We start from the raw sequence: 21,060 nt of genomic DNA, 5'->3' as shown, positions 1-21,060 counted from the left end.
AGGGCCGGGCAGCGGCTTGCTCCCTCTTCTCCCCAGCGGGGAGAAGATGCCCGTCAGGCCAGATGAGGGGGTGAGCGGCAAGGCCGCGAATGCGCGGAGCGCAAGCGAAGGGCAATGAATGGCGTACCGCGCGGCCCCCTCATCCGACCCTTCGGGCCACCTTCTCCCCGCTGGGGAGAACAGAGAGCAGCCCATTCACCCTCTCAAAAACTGCGATCCCTTATCAAACCCCAAACCCGGAAAGATCTTCCCCGTCAGATCGTCCACCCCGACATCGAACAGCCGATAGAGCATCGCCGCCGCCACCTCGCGCACGTCGGCGGTCGGCATCAGGTCGCGGTCGTCGAGCAGCTGGCCGTCGCCGATGCCGGGCCACTTGCCGAGAATACGGCCGCCGTTGATCGCGCCGCCCGCCAGCAGCGCACAGCCACCGGTACCGTGGTCGGTGCCGGCGGAGCCGTTCTGGCGGGCGGTGCGTCCAAATTCTGTCATGGCGAGCACCACGGTCTTTGACCAGATCTCAGGCCCGAGCGTCGTCTTCAACGTGTTGATCGCCTGGACGAGATCCTGTGCCGGCCGCTTGAACTGGCTGGCCTGGCCGATATGCGTATCCCAGCCGGTGATCGAGAAACTGGCGATGCGGTAATCGCCCTTCAGCATGTTGGCGGCGAGCGCCGCCACATCGGCAACCTTCTCGCCGCGCTGGCCATCCGGCTCGACCATCATCAAGGCGGCGTCGGCCCGCGTCGCCTCGGCAAGTGCCGCGGCAAACGGCGGATCGCCGGCATAGAGCCGCACCAGGAACTGCATCTCGTCGCGCGCCGGCGCCAGATTGGAATCCGACGCCCAGACATCGACGTCGTTCGGCCCGGAGAGGATCAGCTCGGTCGAGGTATTGACGTCGATTGCCTTGCGCGCATCCGAGCGCGGAATGACCGCAAGTGCCCGGTTCAGCCAGCCGGTCTTTTCCTCGGCGACATGTTCACCGCCCGATTCCAGCATATCCTGACCGTCGAAATGGCTGCGCTGGTCGCGATAGGGCGTCGACACCGCCTGCACGAAGGCGAGTTCCCGGCTCTTCCACAGCGGCATCAGATCGGCGGCGGCGGGATTAAGACCGAAATGTCCATCGAGGTCGAGAAGCCCTGTATCGGGCGTCAGCGCCAAGGTCGGCCGGAGCGCGGCAAAGCCGGCATCGCCATAGGGCTGCACCAGATCCAGCCCATCCATCGCGCCGCGCAGCACGATGGTGACGAAGCGGTTGTCACCCGGCATCGCCGCGAAGGTGACCGGGGTGAAGACGGGAGCGGCAGCGAGACAGCAGGCTGAGGTCAGAAAACCGCGGCGGGAAAGCGAGATCCGGTTCATCGACAGTGTCATGGCGAAAGTCTCCTATCGGCGGTTGAATTCAGGCGATGCCAGCACCAGCGTCAGGCCGCTGATCTTGTTCGGCGCCTGCGACACCACGCGGATCGTCTCGTCGCGCGCAGCATCGGCAAGCGTCGACTTCAGGAATTCGCGCGGATCCTCGTCGCGGCCGAACTGTGCAGAAGCGCGTCTTGCCCAAGCCAGTCGCTCGGCGAGCTGGCTGCCTGTGATCCAGGCGGAAAAACCTTCCTCGAAGCCGGCTGGGCTCGGCGGCAGCCAGGTCGGCTGTCCCATGCGCTTCAGTGCCCCCTGCCCCAGCGCCCGCGCCGTCCGGAAGGCCTTGAGACGCTTGTCCCTCGCCTCGCCGGCAGGATCCTTGGTCACAGGCGATCCCACCATGCCGGGCGTATTGGTCGCCATGTCACCCTCCTCAGTGCCCTGCTGGTTTGCCGCCAGGAAGCTGCCGACGACGCCGTTGACCGGCCCCGCATTCAGCGCCCTGAGACCCGCAACGACGTAGTCGAAGGGCTGTCGCGCCTTGGCGCCCTCGTTCTGCCAGGCGGCGGGATGGTCGAGCATGGCGGTGTAGACGGCGGTGAGATCGCCATCCGTCTTCTTCCAGATGGTCGCCATGTTGGACACCATGCCCTCGTCGGGCTGGTCGGAGACGAAATGCACTGCCAGCTTGCGGCTGATATGCGCCGCCGTCTTCGGATGGACGGAAAGATCGTCGAGCATATCGAGATAATCGTCTCGCGAGCGCTTGCGCCCGCCATAGCTGACGCCGAGCACCTCATGCAGGCCGGGCTCGGAAATATTCGGCCGAAAGGCGATGTCCATCTCCTTGCGGTCGATGGTGAGCCCCGTTAGCACCATGGCCGCCGCCGTCACATCGGCCTGGCTGTAGCCGCTGCCGGCGCCGAGCGTGTGCAACTCCAGCAGTTCGCGGCCGAGATTTTCGTTCAGCCCCTTGTTGCGCTTGATACCGCCGGCCGAATCCGGCCCGAGCGAATCCGCCTGGTCGAGATAGATCAGCATGGCCGGATGGGCCGTGGCGCTGCGCAACAGATCACCGAACTTGCCTGCGATAAACGGCCGGATCGCCTCGGTCTCATAGAGCGGCACGATGAGGCGCATCGGCAGGCTCTTATTGGCGCTGGTGGAGAAATGATCGTTCCAGAAGGTCGAAAGCCGCTCGTAGAAGCCGTAGGGCGACAGCACCGCCTGCATCAGCCGCAGGTTCGCATCATGCTGGAACTGCTGCTGCGCCTGGTGCTGCACGCCCTTTCGCATCTCGCGCCGCGCCGGGTCGTCGGTCACCGTCTTGGCGTCCTCGCGGATCTGCCTCAGCTGCTCCTGCAGGCTGAGGATCGCGCGATGGCGCATGTCGGGACCGCCGAGCGGAAAGTCCGGCGTCGCCGCCACGCCCTTGCCGAGCTGACCGATCAGCTCGTCCTTGTTCTGCGGCGGCGTCTCGCCCGGCCGGAACCCATAGCCGAACCGGATCGCAGCCATCGTCGGGAAAGAGAGGCTCATGGCCGGTCAACTCCTGATCAATAAAGAGTGACAGGCTGCCAGCCGATTGCGACGGCAATCTGTAGGAAATGTGGCGATATCCAGACATGGACGATTTGTAATCTGTTGAAAAAACTACAATTTACGCCCGAAAGATGAAGGATGCTCCAATTGCGATAAGCGCAAAGCCGATCGCGTGATTCCAGGTCAGGTTCTCGCCGAGCCAAAAGATCGAAAAGCCGGCAAAGACCAACAGCGTGATCACCTCCTGCATCGTCTTCAACTGCGCCGTCGTATAGACCGCCGAGCCGATACGGTTGGCCGGCACTGCCAGGCAATATTCGAAGAAGGCGATGCCCCAGCTGACGAGGATGGCAAGGAAGATGGCGCTGCTCTTGTGCTTGAGATGGCCATACCAGGCAAAGGTCATGAAGATGTTGGAGGCAAACAGCATGATGACAGGCCAAAGGGCGGCGGGAGAAAAGGACATGGAGTAACTCGGGCTGTGGAGGAAACGGTCGATCCGGTTCGATACCGGCGAGCTCTACCTAGCACGCCGCCATTCGACGGCAAGCCCCCGAGGCTCGGACCGATCGTCTCATGCGGCAGAGACGAGGCGGATAGCCGGCGGCACGTTTTCCAGCACTGGCCATGGCCGGTAGGCCATGAGCAAAGACCGGCGACATCAGCCGCCGGCCTCTGTAACCGCCGGCAGCGCTAGATTCGCATCGCGCCATGCGGCTCCTTGGCTTCCTCCATGCCGAAGCGCACATCCTTTTCTCGTAGCCAAAGCCGGCGAGCAGGGCGACGGCGAGCGCCACCACCGCCGCGACGATCAGCAGCGCATAGGCGTAATCGCCATCCCAGCGAGCGGCGAGGCCCGCCTGCAGCGTCGCATTGCCGGAGGCCAGCAGGTTGCCGAGCTGATAGGCGAAGCCCGGGAAGGTGCCGCGCACCTCGTCCGGCGACAGCTCGTTCAGATGCACCGGCACGATGCCCCAGGCGCCCTGCACGAAGAACTGCATGAGGAAAGCACCGATGGCGAGCAGCACCGGCCCCGGCGCATAGGCCCAGAGCGGGGCCACCGGCACGGCGATCAGCGCGGCAGTGACGATCGCCCGCTTGCGGCCGATCCGCTGCGACAGCGCCCCGAAGAACAGCCCGCCGCAGATCGCGCCGATATTGTAGACGATGGCAATGGCGCCAACCGTATAGCTCGAATAGTTGCGCTGGCTTTCGAGGAAGGTCGGGTAGATATCCTGCGTGCCGTGGCTGAAAAAGTTGAACGCCGTCATCAAGAGCACCGCCCAGATGAACAGCGGGATATTTTCGCGCAGCACTGTCAAGAACGGCGGGCGCCCCTCGGCCTGCCGTCTCAGAAAGGCGGGACTCTCCTCGACATTCCGCCGGATGTAGAGCACGAGCAGCGCCGGAGCCGCGCCGATGAAGAACATGCCGCGCCAGCCGATGACGGGAAAGAGCAGGAAGAACACGATCGAGGCGATCAGATAGCCCGAGGGATAACCCGCCTGCAGGATGCCTGAGACGATGCCGCGGCTTTCCTCCGGCACCGTCTCCATGACCAGCGAGGCGCCGACGCCCCACTCACCGCCCATAGCAATGCCATAGAGTGCTCGGAGAACCAGGAACATGGTGAGGCCGGTGGAAAAGCCGGTGAGGAATTCGAACAGCGAATAGAGCAGCACGTCGGCCATCAGCGTGATGCGCCGGCCGTATCGATCGGCCGCCAGTCCGAAGATCAGTGCGCCGAGCGCCCGCATGGCGAGCGTCAGGAAGATCGCCACCGAGACGGCGGGGACGTCGGTATGGAATTCCTCGGCGATATATTTAAGAACGAAGACGAGAATGAAGAAATCGAAGGCGTCGAGCGTCCAGCCGAGATAGCTGGCGATGACGGTGTTACGCTGCTGCGGCGTCAGCCGGCGCAGGCTTTCCAAAGCGGACATCTGATATTCCTCCGTCCGAAAGCGGCGGCGAGGCGGGCAATTCCGGATGCCGTCGGAAGGGGTGCCCAAAACGGGCGGGTTGCGGCTGTCAGGGCTGCGGTTGCGGGAAAGCACATTCGCAATCGGAGACAGCGGAAACAACGGCAGCGATGCTGACCGAGTTCCATCACGTTTGTCGTGATTAAGAGCGGCGGTCCGGTGGCGGGAGCACCTCCCGGCGCTCCTTGTCCGCGGGGCGGCACCCACCAATCCCCCTCATGCTGAGGTCCGCAGCCCGACAGGGCGGAGCCTCGAAGTACGCGCCGCAACATTGCTTCTTGCATCCATCAGCCGCCGGAGCACCCGTCTCGCCCTTCGGATGAGGAGCCTCGGAGCATCCGCAACGTCACTCAAACAACCCTGCCCCGGCACGCCCACGCCACCGACGCAAACGACCGCGGCCCATCCGGCTCGCCGGCTTCATATGCCGCCCTGACGGCCGCATCGACTGCCTTTCGCTTGGCCGGGTCCAGCCCGGCGACATATTTGCCGAGCGGCCCCTCGCCAGCGGCGATCGGCCCCCAATAGTCCTCGAAGGAGCCGTATTCCATCCGGATCAGCAGCGACGTCTCCTCGACGTCGACGAGGCCTTGACTGACAAAACTCTGCTTCATCTCCCCCGGCCGCATCATCGGCTGGAAGCAGTATTTGCGACGCAGCGGCAGCGCGTCCTCGTCGAGCATGACAGCCGTGTCCCACATCATCCGCATGACCGGCATGCCGCCGTAATGGTCCCAGACGGCGGCAGCAACCACACCGCCCGGGCGCACGACGCGGGCCATTTCCGAAACAGCCTTGCCCGCCTCCGGCACGAAATGCAGCACGAGCAGCGAGATCGCCCGGTCGAAGCGGTTATCCTCAAAGGGCAGCGCGCAGGCATCCGCCTGCCGGATCGCGATCCGCGGATCGGTATTGCGCCGTGTCGCCACCTCGACAAAAACCGGCGAATAATCGATCGCGGCGATCTCCTTCAAGCCCGGTCTTCCCGCCAGCGTGAAGGTCAGGCTGCCGGTGCCGCAGCCGACATCGAGCACGCGGTCGCCATTCGCAAGACCGGCAAAATCGATCAGCAGCGGCGCCAGCCTCTTGCTCCAGCGCCCCATCAGCCGCTCATAACCATCCGCACTTTCGACATTGAAACTCGACGGCATCGAAACCTCCCTCTTCAACAACGATGGTCTATCGCCTTGGAGCCGAGCGATCCGTCGCCTTGCGCAAGGCGGGTCAGGCTCCCCGTCGTCCCCGGTTCAGGCCGGGGACGACGGGGAGTGTATCAGGCGGATGCCTTGGCGAGAACGCTCCAGTCGAAGCCCCGCGCCCAATCGGCATAGCTGTGCCAGCCGACATCAGGGAAATCGCGGCGCAGGGCAGCGATGTCGGCGTCGTAGCCGGTGCGGTCGAACCATTCGAACATCAGCGCCGCGTCCTCGCTCTGCTGCCGCATGGCGGCGATCGGCAACTCCTGGTAGCGTATCGGCCGATCGAGCGTCTCGGACAGGATCTTCACCTGCTGCTCGCCAGACAATTCGTCACCGGCAATATCGAAACGCTTGCCGAACACCTGTTCGCGCCGCTCGGCCAGTGCTGCAACGAAAGCGCCGATGTCCTTGATGGTGATCTGCTGCAGCGGGCGGGTCGGCGGCAGGGCAGCGGCGTAGACGCCCTGGCGCAACCCGTCGATCGCCCAGGGCGCCACCGTATTTTCCATGAAGGCGACGGGCGCGCTGATCGTATAGGGAATGCCGAGGCCTGCGATATGCTTTTCGACGAGGTACTTGCTGTCGAAATGCGGAATGCCGGTTTTCTTGTCCGCATCGCCAACGGAGGAATAGATCAGGTGACCGATGCCGGCGGCCTTTGCCGCATCGGCCACGGTGATGCCCTGGCGCGTTTCCGCCTCCGTCCCGGCCTCGTAGCTATTGCCCATCAGGAACATCGTATCGACGCCCTCAACCGCCCTCGCCACGGATGCGCCATCGTTGAGATCGCCGGCGACGACCTCGACCCCAGCCGCGGCCAGCCGCTTTGCGCCATCGCTGTCCGGCTTGCGTGAGATCGCCTTGACACGGTGTCCCCTCGCGATCAGGGCGCGAACGACCGCGCCGCCCTGCTGGCCGGTGGCGCCGGCAACCAGAACGTTTCGTGTGTTGTTCATCTGTCTGCTCCTTGCTTGTGACTGATGGAGCAAAGTTAGGGCCTGTTGCATTGGACCATAATGGCCTATAATTGGGAAACATCGTACCATATCAGGCTACAATGCTCGACCTCAACGATATCATGATCTTCGCCCGCGTCATCGAGGCCGGCAGCTTCACCGCCGCGGCGCGCTTGCTCGGCATGCCGAAGACAACAGTCAGCCGACGCATTGCCGCTCTCGAGCGCGAACTCGGCCTGCGCCTGCTGCAGCGCACGACCCGCAGCCTCAGCCCGACGGATGCCGGCCGCCTCTATTACGAGGAAAGCAGCCAGGCGCTCCGCACGATCGAAGGCGCCAACCTGCGTCTTGCGGAGGCAAGGGCGGAGCCCGCCGGCACGATCCGCATATCGGCGCCGGTCGGCTTCGGCGGCCACTTCCTGCAGGACGCGATCTTCGACCTTCTGACGACCTACCCGAAGTCGAGGGTCGAATTGCGGCTGACCGACGACAGGCTGAATCTCGTCGAAAACGGAATAGACCTCGCCTTCCGCACCGGCATTCTGGAGGATTCGACGCTGATCGCCCGCAAGCTCGGCTCTACCCATCGCTTGCTCTGCGCGAGCCCCGACTATCTCGCCCGCTGCGGCGCGCCCGATCGCCCGGCAGATCTCGTCCGCCACGACTGCGTTATCGCCGGCCAATCCACCCATGCGCAATGGCTGCTCGAAGGCCCGCACGGACAGGAAACGATCCCGGTCTCGGGGCGCTTCGCCGCCAATGAAATGCAGGCGGTCATGGCCGCGGCGATCGCCGGTTACGGCATCGCCCGACTGCCCCATGGGGTCGCAAACGCCTATATCAGGGATGGGCAGCTGTGCCGCGTTCTCGACGGCTACACGACCCCAGTCGGCGGCCTGCACGTCGTCTATCCGAGCAGCCGGCACCTGCCGCCTCTGGTCAAGACCTTTATCGAACTCGCCGCCAGACGGTTGAACGCGGGAGCCGATGGCAGCGACGACTTCGCCATCATATAGCGGTAGCCCCGTTACACTTCCTTCAGCACCACCTTGCCGTCGAGGCTTTCTATCAAGGTTGCACTCGCCTGATTGAGGCCTGCGACCTCAACGGCGATGCCATGTGCCTTGAATCGCTGCACGACCTTGTCGAGCGCTGCGACGGCGGTGATATCCCAGAAATGCGCCTCGGAGACGTCGATCAGCACGGTCTTGCCGATCGCGTCCTGAACGTCGAAGGCGTCGACGAAGACATCGGCGGAAGCAAAAAACACTTGGCCCGACACGCGATAGGCGCGCCGTCCGGCGGATTGATCGGGCGCGACATCGATGCGCAGCAGGCGGGCGACCTTGAAGGTGAAGAACACGCCACTGAGCAGCACCCCGACCGTCACGCCCAGCGCCAGATTGGCGGTGAAGACGGTGACCACGACGGTCGCCACCATGACGGCGCTCGACATCCGAGGATGGACCACCACGGCCCGCAGCGACGACCAGTCGAAGGTGTCGATCGAGACCATCACCATGATCGCCACCAGCGCCGCGACCGGAACCTCGGAAACCCATGGCTTCAGGAGCACCATCAGGATCAGCAGGAACGCGCCGGCAAACAGCGTCGAGAGCCGGCCGCGCCCGCCATATTTCACGTTGCTCACCGTCTGGCCGATCATGCCGCAGCCGGCGATGCCGCCGAACAGGCTCGCGGCCGCATTGGCGAGACCGAGACCGGTGCATTCGCGGTTTTTCGAACTCGGCGTATCCGTCAGATCGTCGACGACGCTCGCGGTCATCATCGATTCCAGCAGCCCGACCATGGCGATGGCCAGTGCGGGGCCGGCGATGATCCGCAGGGTTTCCAGCGTCAGCGGCACCGCCGGCAAGGCGAACACCGGAAGCGAATCCGGCAGCCTGCCGAGATCGGCGACGGTGAGAACGGGAAGCCCTGAAGACACCGAGGCGACGGTCAGGATCAGGACGCAGATCAGCGGCGACGGGATCGCCGTAGTGATCCGCGGCGTCAGATAGATGATCGCAAGCCCGGCGCCCAGCACGGCATATTCCATCCAGCCGGCGCCGATAATGTGCGGCATCTGCGCGGCAAAGATCAGGATGGCAAGCGCATTGACGAAACCGGTGCGCACGGATTTGGAGACGAAGCGCATCAGCACGCCGAGCCGCAGCAGGCCGAACCCGATCTGCAGCAGCCCCGCCAGCAGCCCGGCCGCGAACAGATAGGGCAGTCCATGGGCGTGCACCAGCGGTGCCGCCACCAGTGCGACCGACCCGGCCGCCGCTGAAATCATCGCCGGGCGCCCGCCGGTAAACGCAATGACGATGCCGATGACGAAGGAGGCGAACAGGCCGACTTCTGGATCGACCCCCGCCACGAATGAAAAGGCGATGACCTCGGGGATCAGGGCGAAGGTCGCCACCGCCCCGGCAAGCATTTCGCGCATGGGATTGGCGGCCCAATCGCGACGGATAGAGGAAAGCAGCATGGGATGGAGTCTCGCAAAGCATGGCCCGACACGCTCTGCCGAGCGGTCGCGTGATGGCGTGCAGGTTTGCGTTGTCTGGCGGATCGGCGGCCAGAAGAGCCACCCGGGGTCTCACCGGGTCCGTGGTGAATGCCTGGGGTATAGACGAAAATTTTGCCGCAGTGCAACATTCAAATGTGCAGGAATGAAAGCGAAAGCGGCGAGCGAATTGATAACAGCCTGAGCGCGCCGCTTGAGATCACGCCGGACGCCACGATGAAACTCGTCGCCGAGGTGCTCCTTCGCTGCGCGACCGCAGCCGAGGCCCCCTTCATTGCCAGAGGAAATCCGGGCCTGTGCTCTGCGACGTAAGCTTGAGTGTGCCATCCGGTTGAACCACATAGGTCTCGAATACACGATAACCGAATTGGCCGAGAAAGGTATTTTTGACCACAGTCCCCGGTCGATAGGGTGAGTGAACGACCTTTCCGCCATAGGTCAGGCTACCCGAAAGAGGTTGAGGGCCTTCCGCGTTGGCGCAGGCCGTGAGGGTGAAGAGAATGGCAAGGAGTATGTGCCTCATCCGGATGATCTCCCTGGAAGGGTCCAGCGACGTGCACGACGTCAATCTCCTTTTTATCAGATCGCTGCCCTGCTGCTGTCAAAATCTTTGCGTCGGGCCGCCTCTGCTCGCGAGAGCGCGCTGACAATCCTTTCGTCGGTGAAAGGCTTGGAGATCACGTCGAGCGCTCCAGCGATACCGTTGCCGACACTCTCGGGACTACCGGTCACGAAAATAACGTCCACGCCGAAGCGATCGATCAGCCGGCGCGCAAGCTGGGCGCCGCTCAGCCCGTCGGAAAGGCTGAGATCGACGAGCGCTACATCGCTTCTCGGAGCGTAGGCGAGAGCTTGCTCCACCGTCGAAAGCGGCCCGACAGTCTGGTGTCCAGCCTCTTGCGCAATGCGTTCCAGCTCCAGAGCGATAATATTCTCATCTTCAACGATCATGACCTTCATGAATAAGCCTCCTTATCCGGCCGCGGGGCACACCGCCGGCAACGGCTACAACGCGGCTGGTTCCAGAATGTTTCCACTCTGCATTGAATTTCCTTCAAGACCTCGGACGCCGCCCGGTCGAACTTCGGCCGAGCCGGTTGAAATCCGGTCATCGGCGCCCGCCTTGCCGGCTGCTATCCAAGGCCGGCAAGGCAATTGCCCTCTCGTCACGATTTCTCGTTTGCACCCTCGGCCCGGAAAGCCGCCTCGCCGGCATCGGAGACCTCGACCCACTTCTTGTCGGGCTCGGCGTCGGCGACATAAGCGTCGTTCCAGTTCCACCACTTGTAGGTCGCTGTCTGGGGATAACCCTCCGGCGAATCCTCCCAGACTTCCTGGCGGCCGAGCGGCGTGATGTCGAGATAGTTCCAGGTGCCGCCCATCTGCTCGTCGCCGCGGTTGTTGATGAAATAGGTGCGGAAGATGCGCTCGCCGTCGCGGTAGAACACGTTGGTGCCGTGCCACTCGTCGACGCCGAAATCCTTGTCGAAACTGTCTGTGATCGTCACCCACGGCATCGTCCAGCCCATCCGCGCTTTCAGCCGGGCAATATCGGCCTGCGGTGCGCGTGAGGCGAAAACCAGCGTCGTATCGCGGGCGTTGAGATGGGCGACGTGGGCGACCTGATCGGCCACCATCGAGCAGCCTCGGCAGGCGTGCTCGGGCCAACCGAAGACGCCTGGCTCGTAGAAAGCGCGGTAGACGATCAACTGGTGCCGGCCTGCAAACAGATCGAGCAGGCTCACCCTTCCCTCAGGCCCTTCGAAGACATAATTCTCTTCCACGACCACCCAGGGCATGCGCCGCCGCTCGGCGGCAAGCGCATCGCGAGCGCGGGTATGGGCCTTCTCCTTCACCAGAAGTTCCCTACGAGCCACTTCCCAGGCCTGCTGCGAGACGACCGCGGGCTTGTGCATCGCCTGCCCACCTTTTCCATTCTCCGTTGTTGCAGTCATTGCGTCGATCTCCTCTTTGAGGCGAATTCCCGCGCTCCGTTGGCGAAACCGGTTCATCGCGCATTGATCGGAGATAGTTTCGCATCGGAAGATCGGACAGTGGGAGTAACAAGTGTGACCGTAATTCCCCCGGTCGGCGCCGCCGATCCGGCCGCCGGCAACGAAGTGATTGGCTAGCGTTAGCGCAAGTCACCCTCGCAGCGCGACCAGCCCAGCCGGCGCGCATCGATTGGCAAATCTTGTTTCATATGGCGCTGCAGATCGCTTCCCGCCGGTAATAGCCTTAATGAGGCAGCGTTTCGTCAGTCCGGCTGAAAACGCGCGTGCCCTCTTCTTCGATCTGGCTCAATCGACTGTAACCGATGACATTCGGCTTGGCAGCGATCTGGGCGACCAGAATCGCGCCCGCCGAAATACTTCAAACCATCGCAGCCGGTTTGATCGGGAGAGAGTTGCCAAAAGCAGGCGAGTATCGGAAGCTCGCTTTTTTGGCTATCAGGCGACGGATTGTTCGATATGACGACAGCCTCTTCCAGGGAGCCGGCCAGGCACGGCAGCGCCAGGATCTGCCGCGGCTGCTGGGATCAGATGCATATGCCGATCCCGATCGGCGGCCCGCTCGCGCTTCCTTTCCGCGCCTTCGGCATCACCCGCAGCAAGATGAACCCCGATATCTGCACGATCTGTGAACGCTCTTTCCAGTACGTCAAGAAGCAGCGCCAGATCACCGTCGACGCCACCATCCTGTTTGCCGATATCAGGGGATTCACGGACCTGTCGGAGCGAATCGAGGCGGTGCAGCTGAGCGAGATCGTCAGCCTGTTCCAGGATCGCTGCGCCCAGGCGATCTGGGCGCATGACGGCATCGTCAACAAGCAGATGGGCGACGGCCTGATGGCGATCTTCAATTTTCCCATTGTCAGCAAAAATCACGCCAGCGCCGCGATCCTGGCCGCCCAGGAGATCCAGCGCAACTGCGCCGCGGCGCTGAATGGCCTGACGCTCGAGGCCCTACCCGGCCGCACCCTCGGCGTCGGCGTCGGCATCCATTCCGGCGAGGTGCAGATCGGCGAATTCTCGACCTTCCGCAGCGATTTCACCGCCATCGGCGGTGTCGTCAACCAAGCCGCCAGGCTCGAATCCCATGGCGCCGCCGGCGAGATCCTGATCTCGGCAGAAACGGCCGCGAAGGCCCCCGACCTCGCGGCAGGCGCCGAAACCCGCATGTTGGCCCTGAAGGGCATCGAGCAGCCGGTGCAGGCACGTGTGCTGGCCAAGCACTGAGCGACGGCGATTGCGGCCCGCTCAAAGCATCATCCCGCCGCCGACATGGCGGCTGCAGTTTCTCACGCTGTGATTGCGAAACATATTCGATTGCCAGCCGGTTAATCCTCCGGAAACAAACATCGCTTATCTCTAAGCCGTTTAACAGCTGGGGTTTCTCATGGGCAGTTTTTCTCTGTTTCACTGGTTGATCGTCTTGATCCTGTTCGGCGTGCCATTGTTCTTCGTTTTCAGAAAACCGCTGGTTGGGCCGAACCGCTTCGGCGGCCGGCCGCCGGCCATGGGTTTCGGCCAGGCGGTTGGAAGCTATTTCAAGAACTATGTGAACTTCAACGGCAGAGCGAGCCGATCGGAATTCTGGTATTCGGCACTCTTTGTCTCTCTCGTCGCCATCGCTTTGCTTGTCGTGGATCGGAGCCAAACCTTGAACCTGATCTGGTCGCTGGCCACGTTTCTTCCGTGGATCGCCGTGGCCGCCCGACGCCTTCACGACATCAACCGAAGCGGATGGTGGCAGCTTCTTGCACTATTAGTTCCCGTTGGGTCGGTCGTCGTGCTCGTATGGTACTGCAGGGCGTCGACAATGGATGATTCCAGGGAAGCCGTGTTCGCGTGAGCAAGGTGTGAGAATGGTCCTCGCGGGTTGAGCGGGTCCGAGGCACCGGTCATCGTCGTTACGCGGACTGCGGGGTGCGGTCCGCTTCTGACGGCATCCCGAAGGGGACCGGCGCGGTTGGCAAAAGCCCGCCTCTGCCTCAGTACTTCATGTTCCGTAATTCAGGAAAATCATAGTAACGCAGCCGCTTGTCATGGCAGCGATAGTCGTTCTTTTTCAAGTCCACTATCAAGTCGTGTTGCAAGCTCAAGCCGATATAGGACCAGTTCGGATTGCTGCGTTCCGTCGTGCGCGTGCAATAAGCATATATCTGCTTTTCCGGATTCAGCAGAACCACGCTCGAAATCTCGGCCTTTACGAAGTTCCCCGGCTTAATGGTTCCCTGCAGCACATCGACGTGCTCGCGCCGAATTGCGCTGGAAGGCGGCCGCTGGGAATCTGCAACGGATTGCGGAACCGGCGCCTGGCAGCCGGCCAGCGCCAGCAGGGCAGCGCAGACAAGGAATTTGCTTTTCATTCGGCTGGATCTTCCTCTACGAAAATCGATGGACTGAACTTTCCGGATGGACAGCGCTCGCACAACGCTGGGGTAAATCGCGCCGCCACTCAACAATGCCTGGAACGGCGACTCAACCCGAGCCCTCGTCCTGGGTCAGGTCTTCATGCCGGCCAGCTCGGGAAACGGGTAGTAGCGCAGCCGCTTGTCTTTGCAGCGATTATCATTCGCGGTCCCGCCTAGGATTTGGCTATCCGTGAAGGAGATGCCGAGATAGGCCCAGTCTCCCCAGCTGCGTTTGGGCACCACGCGGACACAGTAGGCATAGATCTTCTTCTCGGGATCAAGCAGCACAACGCTCGAAATCCGGGCCCAGACGACTTCTCCCGCTTCGTGTCTATAACTTCTCTTGAATATGAGGTTGATGAAGTTTTGCCGGACGTCATTCGAGGGAGGCCGCTGGGAATCGGCAACGGATTGCGACACCGGGGCATTGCAGCCGGCGAGCATCAGGAAGGCAGCGCAAGCAAGGACTTTTATTTTCATTCAGTTGGATCTCCAAGAATCGGAGCGTAATAAACGCTTCGCATTCTTACAAACAGAGCGGGAACAATATTTGCAATACGCGGAAATGAATATTATTGAACCTGCGCATGTGACTGCATGACAGTGGATATGGCTGCGTCGCTCGACTTATACCGGAGGGTTTGAAACGGAACTTGCGGCCCCGTTCTCATCATCGGCGATTGGTACGCCCGCTTCCAACGCTGCGAGGATAAAAGCCTGCCGCACCGTCTCGGCCGGCATCCGCCCGGCAAGCCAGGCACGACAGAAATCGATGGCTCTTTGCTGATGAACGCCGTCATGGATCGGCCAGTCGGAGACGAGTGCATAAAGCGCGTCCTGCGGTGAGCGGAGAACCAGCCGTTCGCCGGCATCAAGATCGATCGAGATCGTTTTTTTCCAGAACGCGGAATGGTCGCTAATGGCAGTAGCACCTGAAGGTGAATTGACCAGGAATAACTGCGGAAGCCCGATCTCGGTTCCAGTGTGGGTCCGGATGGTATCACTATTGGAAGGGGCGATACGCCGACATGGGAAGGATGCAAGGAGAAGCGTTGCGGCGCGTCCTTTGAGGCTCCGCCCGATTGGGCGTGCGCCTTCAGAATGAGGATCGGCGGGAATGCCGCGCCAGCGCTCAAGAGAGACCTTGAGATGATCGCCGGAACCCAAGAAAGCCTCATCCTGAGCGCCGCCGCTTTCAGGCGGGCAGCTTGCAGTCCTTGCTCATGCCGGCGGACTGCATGGCGGAGACCTTACCCTTTGATGCAGCAATTTCGCCCTCCTTGTCTCCCCCTGCAACGCTGCCGATGGGGACGCCGACAAGAAAGACGCCGAAGGCATCGCCGTTCGCCGCGCTGATCTGCTGCTTCGACAAGTCGTCCAGCTTGGCTCTCTCCTTTTTCAGTTCGGCGGCGAGAGCTTCGCAGCTAAGGTTCGTATAAGCCGCCATTGGAATGTCGACCTGCACAATAGCGTCAGGACGTTTGGCGCAGCCGGCGAGTGCCGCCGTCGCCGCAAATGCGATAATGATCTTTTTCGTGAATGGTCCCCAATTCCCGCAATAGCTGTAACATTGCCGCCCGCAGATGATCCGTCTTTCAACCACAGACTTTTATTGATTTCACTCGGGAAAACCGCATTGCAGACTCTTTGCCGACATTCCGCGCCCAACATTATTCGCCAATCCGAACGATTCATTCGTTTCCCTTTTGTACTCTTCCCTCTTCCCTTTCGCGCTGACTCTCTCCATATTCCCGCCATGGCCAAATCTCCGAAGAAATCCCCCGCCCCGAATGGCTTCGAGGAAGCTCCGCAGTCGTCCTTCGAGGGCGCTCCCCTGTCCGGCTCCGTGGCCGACTGGGTGAAGCAGCTGGAGGCTGATGCCGAAGCGTCGGGCGTCGAGACCCAGCGCCAGATCGCCTCAAAGGCCGGCAAGCACCGCAAGAAGGTGGAAATCGCGGCTTCGAAATCGGCGCGTGGCACTTCGATGGGCGGCTCGACCGACCCGAAGACGCGCGCGGCCGCAGGCCTCAACCCCGTAGCGGGCATGAATACGACGCTGGAGGAAGCCTCGTCGCTGCAGGCCGGCACCGCCGTCACCGCCACCGTCGAGGCGCTGTCGGCGCTGATCGAGAGCGGCAACCCGCTGCATAAGAACGGCAAGATCTGGACGCCGCACCGCCCGGCCCGGCCGGACAAGTCCGAAGGCGGCATCCGCATCCTGATGAAGTCGGATTACGAGCCGGCCGGCGATCAACCCACAGCTATCCGCGATCTCGTCGAAGGGCTGGAGAATGGCGACCGCAGCCAGGTGCTGCTCGGCGTCACCGGCTCCGGCAAGACCTTCACCATGGCCAAGGTGATCGAGGCGACGCAGCGCCCGGCCGTCATCCTGGCGCCGAACAAGACGCTGGCCGCCCAGCTCTATTCGGAATTCAAGAATTTCTTCCCCGACAACGCGGTGGAATATTTCGTTTCCTACTACGATTATTACCAGCCGGAAGCCTATGTGCCGCGCTCCGACACCTATATCGAGAAGGAAAGCTCGATCAACGAGCAGATCGACCGCATGCGCCACTCGGCGACGCGCTCGCTGCTCGAACGCGACGATTGCATTATCGTCGCCTCGGTCTCCTGCATCTACGGTATCGGCTCGGTCGAGACCTATACCGCGATGACCTTCCAGATGTCGGTCGGTGACCGGCTGGACCAGCGCCAGCTGCTGGCCGACCTCGTCGCCCAGCAATATAAGCGCCGCGACATGGATTTCACCCGCGGCAGCTTCCGGGTGCGCGGCGACACGATCGAACTCTTCCCCGCCCACCTTGAAGATGCCGCCTGGCGCATCTCGATGTTCGGCGACGAGATCGACGCCATCACCGAGTTCGATCCGCTCACCGGCCAGAAGGTCGGCGATCTGAAATCGGTGAAGATCTACGCCAATTCGCACTATGTCACGCCGCGCCCGACGCTGAATGGCGCCATCAAGTCGATCAAGGAGGAGCTCAGGCTTCGCCTTGCCGAGCTTGAGAAGGCCGGCCGCCTGCTGGAAGCCCAGCGCCTGGAGCAGCGCACGCGCTACGATATCGAAATGCTCGAAGCCACCGGCTCCTGCCAGGGCATTGAGAACTATTCTCGTTATCTCACCGGCCGCGACCCCGGCGATCCGCCGCCGACGCTGTTCGAATATATCCCCGACAACGCCCTCGTCTTCATCGACGAAAGCCATGTCACCGTGCCGCAGATCGGCGGCATGTACCGCGGCGACTTCCGGCGTAAGGCGACGCTGGCCGAATACGGCTTCCGCCTGCCCTCCTGCATGGACAACCGGCCGCTGCGCTTCGAGGAATGGGACGCCATGCGCCCCGACACCATCGCCGTTTCGGCCACCCCCGGCAGCTGGGAGATGGAACAGTCCGGCGGCGTCTTCGCCGAACAGGTGATCCGGCCTACGGGCCTGATCGACCCGCCGGTCGAGGTCCGCTCAGCCCGCACCCAGGTCGACGACGTGCTCGGCGAGATCCGCGAAACCGCCGCCAAGGGCTATCGCACGCTGTGCACCGTGCTGACTAAGCGCATGGCCGAAGACCTCACAGAATATCTGCATGAGCAGGGCGTGCGCGTCCGCTACATGCACTCCGACATCGACACGTTGGAGCGCATAGAGATCCTCCGCGACCTCCGCCTCGGCGCCTTCGACGTGCTCGTCGGCATCAACTTGCTGCGCGAGGGCCTCGACATTCCCGAATGCGGCTTCGTTGCCATCCTCGACGCCGACAAGGAAGGTTTCCTGCGATCCGAGACATCGCTGATCCAGACGATCGGCCGCGCCGCGCGCAACGTCGACGGCAAGGTCATCCTCTATGCCGACCAGGTCACCGGCTCGATGAAGCGGGCGATGGAAGAAACCGGCCGCCGCCGCGAAAAGCAGATGATCTATAACCAGGAGCATGGCATCACCCCGGAATCGGTGAAAGCCAGAATCTCCGACATCCTCGACTCTGTCTACGAACGCGACCACGTCCGCGCCGATATCTCAGGCGTTTCAGGTAAGGGCTTCGCCGATGGCGGCAACCTCGTCGGCAACAACCTACAGGCCCATCTCAACGCGCTCGAAAAGAGCATGCGCGACGCCGCCGCCGATCTCGACTTCGAAAAAGCCGCCCGCCTCCGCGACGAAATCAAACGCCTCAAGGCCGCCGAACTGGCCGTGATGGACGATCCGATGGCCCGAGAGGAATCCAAGGCAATGGAAGGTAAAGCTCGCGACAAATACCCTTCTCCCCAGCGGGGAGAAGGTGCCGGCAGGGCGGATGAGGGGGCCACCCCCTCCTACTTCGCTAAGCCTTCAATCGACGACATGGGCCCAGGCACCGACACTGCCACGCCCCTCTTCCGCAAACCCGCCCTCAATGACATGGGCCGCGACATCGCCGAACCCGCCAAGAAGAGCCTGTTCCGCAAAAACGACCTCGACGAAATGACGGTCGGCCGCACGGAGAAGCCGGTCGCCGGACAGCTGCCGGAAAAGCCCGATGCCGCCAAGGGTTCGAAGCGGTTTTCACCACTGCTGGAGGGCCAGCCGGAGCGCGACGATGGCCTGCGGCCCGTAGTACGCGCCCGGGTGGGCGCCGGCAGCTACGAGGATCCGGGCGAACAGAAGCGTAAGGGCCGGACGAAGGGGAAGACTGGGCGGCCGGGGCGGTGAGCGAACGGGACGCCGAGTGAGGGAGCCCACTCCGCAAAATAACCAATGCCGCGGCGAACATACTTCCCCCTCATCCAGACCCGACCCTCCCCGTCCCCGCTACCAGCGCAAAATAAATCCGCTCTACCCGACAGGCTGCACTCCTGGCGTTCGCCTCGAACCCCGCCGCCGGCCAGCCGCGCCGAGGGCTGCCGTCGGCCGCAATCAGCCAGTACCAGCGCTCGTCCGACCCCGTCAGGTCGATCTTGAAGATCCGCCCCATGCAGGCATCGCCGTAGAAACCGATGAAATCGTCGCCGGGCTTTTCCTTCCAGGAGTGGCGCCACCTCCCCCGCGGCGTCTCGCCGCTGACGACCATCTCCCAGCTCTTCCAGCCGTTATAGTCCGATTGCGCCGTCAGGGAGCCATCATAGGGTTTCGCCTCGATCTGCAGGCAGCCTTCGAGAAACTCTGCGACCGAGTTGCAAACGCTGTTCCATGCCTCGTCACTGTGCCAGGTCAGTTTGTAGGCGAACTCATCAGAGACATTCTTCAAGGCAGCGGCGACGGTGGAGGCCACACCTTCCCGGCTCGCCGGTTCGCCGCGCAGCCTGATAAGGAGATAGGTGCAGAGAAAATCTGCCGTATCCCGCGCGATCGGTTTGATGACATGAAGGTTTCGGCGCTTGCCGACCTCATAGCCGCCGAAATCCCGGATGCGGCGCTGAGGCTGTTTGCGAAGGGCATTATTGAGGAACGATCTGAGAAGCGTTCCGATATCGTCTTGCATGCGTTTCCTCTCCTCGTGAGGATGTCTCTGCCGCATGGTTTCGTGAATGGCTCCGCCCGAGCCGTAAAATCAGAGCAATTCCGGGCGCAAAACGCCGCACGCTTTTGCCCGGATTGCTTTAGATCAGCGTCGGTTCCGGATCGTCCTCGACCTCTTCGATGATCTCCGGCCTATCGTTCTTCGGAGAGCCGACATCCCGGCCGATCTTCCACATCGTCATCAGTTCGGAGGGGAAGGATTTCAGGAGATCGTTCGGGTCCGGTTCGGGCGACAGCCATCTCTCGTAATCGGCGCGATGCAGAATGACGGGCATGCGGTCATGAATCTCAGACATCATCTCGTTCGGCTCACAGGTGACGACGGCAAAGTTGCGGATGGACACGCCCCCTCTCATCCGTCCACGTCTCCCAGATGCCGGCGAGCGCAAAAGGCGAGCCGTCGGTCATGGCGATGGCATAGGGCTGTTTGTTCTTGCCGGTCCCGTGAATGTCCTTCCATTCGAAGAAGCCATTGATGGGAATGAGGCAGCGACGCGATCGGTATGCCGAGCGGAACATGCCGTTGCCGCTGATCGTCTCGCATCTAACATTGACTGGCGGCGGCCTGCCGCCGGGTTTCGCCCAGGAAGGCATCAGACCCCAGCGCGCGGTCACGAATATAGGCCCCGACGTATCGGGTTCGCGCACGATATCCCTGATGATAATAGGATAATCTTGCGACGGCGCCCCATTCCAGCGGGGAAAGCGGTTTCCCAGCCCGTCGATATCCCCGCCCTTCACTGCAAAGGCGAAATTGCCGATCAATTCTTCAAGCGAAGTTTTTACGAAGATGCGTCCGCACATTGTGCTTCCTGTCGATCGAATATTAGACGTTCTGATTATGTTCTCAGCGGTGACGTCGTCAACGAAGCGTCAGTTGTGGCCGTTCAGGAATGCCCCTTCGCGGCCAGGATGACACAGAAATGAAGGATGAGAAGTAGGCGCCCTCTCGTCGAGGCTGAGAGGAGGCCTGCCCCATCAATCGGTCTATTGCGAAGCAAGGCGAATTGGCGGAAAAAACACGTCAGGCAAGCGGCGTGACAAACGAATCGGAAACCACCCATGCCCGAACTCCGCATCGACCCCTTCCCCTCGCCCGCCGAACTCAACGCCCTCTGGTCGGCAGCCTGGAACACGCCTGAAGCACCGGATTTCTCCCGCATCCTCCCCCGCAGCCTCACCCATATCGGCGCCTATCACGACGACACACTCGTCGGCTTCGTCAACGTCGCCTGGGATGGCGGCATCCATGCCTTCATTCTCGACACCTCAGTGCATTCCGACCTGCGCCGGCAGGGGATTGCGACGCGGCTGGTCAGGGAAGCGACGAGAGTTGCGCGGGAGCGCGGCGCTGAGTGGCTGCATGTCGATTTCGAACCGCACCTGACCGGCTTCTACCGCGCCTGCGGATTTACCCCCACCGCGGCGGGCCTCAACAAGCTCAGATGAGACCGCACCTTCCTGGTCCTGTCTCAACACCAAGAGGTCGCGGGATCGGCCGGAGAGCGTTATCTGCGCTGATAATGAACCGGCAGATGGTTGACGTGGCCAAGC

At 62.3% G+C, this 21,060-nt stretch carries 20 protein-coding genes, 2 pseudogenes and 1 other annotated feature; of the genes and pseudogenes, 6 read left to right on the top strand and 16 right to left on the bottom strand.

Going from position 1 to position 21,060, the window contains the following annotated elements:
• Positions 1–195 precede the first annotated feature (195 nt).
• The 6 genes and pseudogenes from MF410_RS05865 to MF410_RS05840 all read right to left on the bottom strand — a co-directional run bounded on the left by MF410_RS05865 (position 196) and on the right by MF410_RS05840 (position 7,044).
• On the bottom strand, positions 196–1,380 hold the full coding sequence (locus MF410_RS05865; protein ID WP_097625856.1) for a DUF1501 domain-containing protein: 1,185 nt from the start codon (positions 1,378–1,380) through the stop codon (positions 196–198).
• 12 nt (positions 1,381–1,392) lie between these two features.
• Positions 1,393–2,904: a DUF1800 domain-containing protein gene (locus MF410_RS05860; RefSeq protein ID WP_239620262.1), complete on the bottom strand. Its 1,512-nt coding sequence runs from the start codon at positions 2,902–2,904 to the stop codon at positions 1,393–1,395.
• A 121-nt stretch (positions 2,905–3,025) separates the two neighbouring features.
• Positions 3,026–3,373, bottom strand: a complete 348-nt coding sequence (locus MF410_RS05855) for a DMT family protein (RefSeq protein ID WP_097625858.1) — start codon at positions 3,371–3,373, stop codon at positions 3,026–3,028.
• 227 nt (positions 3,374–3,600) lie between these two features.
• A pseudogene (locus MF410_RS05850) lies at positions 3,601–4,850 on the bottom strand (MFS transporter).
• 389 nt (positions 4,851–5,239) lie between these two features.
• Positions 5,240–6,040 carry a class I SAM-dependent methyltransferase gene (locus MF410_RS05845; RefSeq protein ID WP_097625860.1) on the bottom strand — a complete coding sequence of 267 codons (801 nt, stop codon included), beginning with the start codon at positions 6,038–6,040 and terminating at the stop codon, positions 5,240–5,242.
• Positions 6,041–6,162: 122 nt separating this feature from the next.
• On the bottom strand, positions 6,163–7,044 hold the full coding sequence (locus MF410_RS05840) for an NmrA/HSCARG family protein (protein WP_097625861.1): 882 nt from the start codon (positions 7,042–7,044) through the stop codon (positions 6,163–6,165).
• A 101-nt stretch (positions 7,045–7,145) separates the two neighbouring features.
• On the opposite strand from MF410_RS05840, the gene MF410_RS05835 reads away from it, so the two are divergent.
• A complete protein-coding gene (locus tag MF410_RS05835; protein ID WP_097625862.1) occupies positions 7,146–8,060 on the top strand; it encodes a LysR family transcriptional regulator in 915 nt (304 codons plus the stop codon).
• An 11-nt stretch (positions 8,061–8,071) separates the two neighbouring features.
• Here the strand turns inward: MF410_RS05835 and MF410_RS05830 are convergent, their stop codons facing one another.
• The 4 genes from MF410_RS05830 to MF410_RS05815 all read right to left on the bottom strand — a co-directional run bounded on the left by MF410_RS05830 (position 8,072) and on the right by MF410_RS05815 (position 11,532).
• A complete protein-coding gene (locus MF410_RS05830) occupies positions 8,072–9,538 on the bottom strand; it encodes a SulP family inorganic anion transporter (RefSeq protein ID WP_097625863.1) in 1,467 nt (488 codons plus the stop codon).
• Between the two features lie 69 nt (positions 9,539–9,607).
• Positions 9,608–9,663: a sequence feature (sul1 is cis-regulatory element that is thought to sense ions involved in sulfur or methionine metabolism; They are found in Alphaproteobacteria), on the bottom strand.
• Between the two features lie 185 nt (positions 9,664–9,848).
• On the bottom strand, positions 9,849–10,100 hold the full coding sequence (locus MF410_RS05825; protein ID WP_097625864.1) for a hypothetical protein: 252 nt from the start codon (positions 10,098–10,100) through the stop codon (positions 9,849–9,851).
• 56 nt (positions 10,101–10,156) lie between these two features.
• Positions 10,157–10,537: a response regulator gene (locus MF410_RS05820; RefSeq protein WP_097625865.1), complete on the bottom strand. Its 381-nt coding sequence runs from the start codon at positions 10,535–10,537 to the stop codon at positions 10,157–10,159.
• 206 nt (positions 10,538–10,743) lie between these two features.
• Positions 10,744–11,532 (bottom strand): DUF899 domain-containing protein, encoded by a 789-nt coding sequence (locus MF410_RS05815; protein WP_097625866.1) that lies wholly within the window; start codon positions 11,530–11,532, stop codon positions 10,744–10,746.
• Between the two features lie 229 nt (positions 11,533–11,761).
• Between MF410_RS05815 and MF410_RS05810 the strand changes: the two genes are divergently transcribed.
• The 3 genes from MF410_RS05810 (at position 11,762) to MF410_RS05800 (ending at position 13,432) form a co-directional block, all read left to right on the top strand.
• Complete coding sequence (locus MF410_RS05810; RefSeq protein WP_131711505.1) at positions 11,762–12,052, top strand: hypothetical protein; 291 nt, start codon at positions 11,762–11,764, stop codon at positions 12,050–12,052.
• On the top strand, positions 12,049–12,816 hold the full coding sequence (locus tag MF410_RS05805) for an adenylate/guanylate cyclase domain-containing protein (protein ID WP_097626055.1): 768 nt from the start codon (positions 12,049–12,051) through the stop codon (positions 12,814–12,816). Before MF410_RS05810 ends, MF410_RS05805 begins: the two co-directional genes overlap by 4 nt.
• A 160-nt stretch (positions 12,817–12,976) precedes the next feature.
• Positions 12,977–13,432, top strand: coding sequence for a DUF805 domain-containing protein (locus MF410_RS05800; RefSeq protein WP_097625867.1), 456 nt, complete (start codon positions 12,977–12,979; stop codon positions 13,430–13,432).
• Positions 13,433–13,571: 139 nt separating this feature from the next.
• On the opposite strand, the gene MF410_RS05795 is transcribed toward MF410_RS05800, so the two are convergent.
• From MF410_RS05795 to MF410_RS05780, 4 genes are all read right to left on the bottom strand, one after another.
• The gene (locus MF410_RS05795; protein ID WP_097625868.1) at positions 13,572–13,949 is read right to left on the bottom strand and encodes a hypothetical protein; all 378 of its coding nucleotides are present in this window, start codon (positions 13,947–13,949) and stop codon (positions 13,572–13,574) included.
• A gap of 135 nt (positions 13,950–14,084) precedes the next feature.
• Positions 14,085–14,474, bottom strand: a complete 390-nt coding sequence (locus MF410_RS05790) for a hypothetical protein (RefSeq protein WP_097625869.1) — start codon at positions 14,472–14,474, stop codon at positions 14,085–14,087.
• Positions 14,475–14,621: 147 nt separating this feature from the next.
• Positions 14,622–15,161 (bottom strand): DUF982 domain-containing protein, encoded by a 540-nt coding sequence (locus MF410_RS05785; protein ID WP_239620260.1) that lies wholly within the window; start codon positions 15,159–15,161, stop codon positions 14,622–14,624.
• Positions 15,162–15,189: 28 nt separating this feature from the next.
• Positions 15,190–15,522, bottom strand: a complete 333-nt coding sequence (locus MF410_RS05780; protein ID WP_165503951.1) for a hypothetical protein — start codon at positions 15,520–15,522, stop codon at positions 15,190–15,192.
• Positions 15,523–15,750: 228 nt separating this feature from the next.
• Here MF410_RS05780 and uvrB point away from each other — a divergent pair, with 228 nt between their 5' ends.
• Positions 15,751–18,699 carry an excinuclease ABC subunit UvrB gene (gene uvrB, locus MF410_RS05775; RefSeq protein ID WP_097625870.1) on the top strand — a complete coding sequence of 983 codons (2,949 nt, stop codon included), beginning with the start codon at positions 15,751–15,753 and terminating at the stop codon, positions 18,697–18,699.
• A gap of 70 nt (positions 18,700–18,769) precedes the next feature.
• Here uvrB and MF410_RS05770 read toward each other — a convergent pair whose 3' ends face one another.
• Positions 18,770–19,468, bottom strand: a complete 699-nt coding sequence (locus MF410_RS05770) for a hypothetical protein (RefSeq protein ID WP_097625871.1) — start codon at positions 19,466–19,468, stop codon at positions 18,770–18,772.
• A 118-nt stretch (positions 19,469–19,586) separates the two neighbouring features.
• A pseudogene (locus MF410_RS05765) lies at positions 19,587–20,310 on the bottom strand (SOS response-associated peptidase).
• 258 nt (positions 20,311–20,568) lie between these two features.
• On the opposite strand from MF410_RS05765, the gene MF410_RS05760 reads away from it, so the two are divergent.
• Positions 20,569–20,955, top strand: a complete 387-nt coding sequence (locus tag MF410_RS05760) for a GNAT family N-acetyltransferase (RefSeq protein ID WP_097625873.1) — start codon at positions 20,569–20,571, stop codon at positions 20,953–20,955.
• Positions 20,956–21,060 lie beyond the last annotated feature (105 nt).

This window comes from Rhizobium sp. C104, from assembly GCF_022354505.1.
GTDB classification, from domain to species: domain Bacteria; phylum Pseudomonadota; class Alphaproteobacteria; order Rhizobiales; family Rhizobiaceae; genus Rhizobium; species Rhizobium redzepovicii.
The sequence above is the reverse complement of the archived record's forward strand: the minus strand, read 5'-3'. Positions and strand labels throughout refer to the sequence as shown.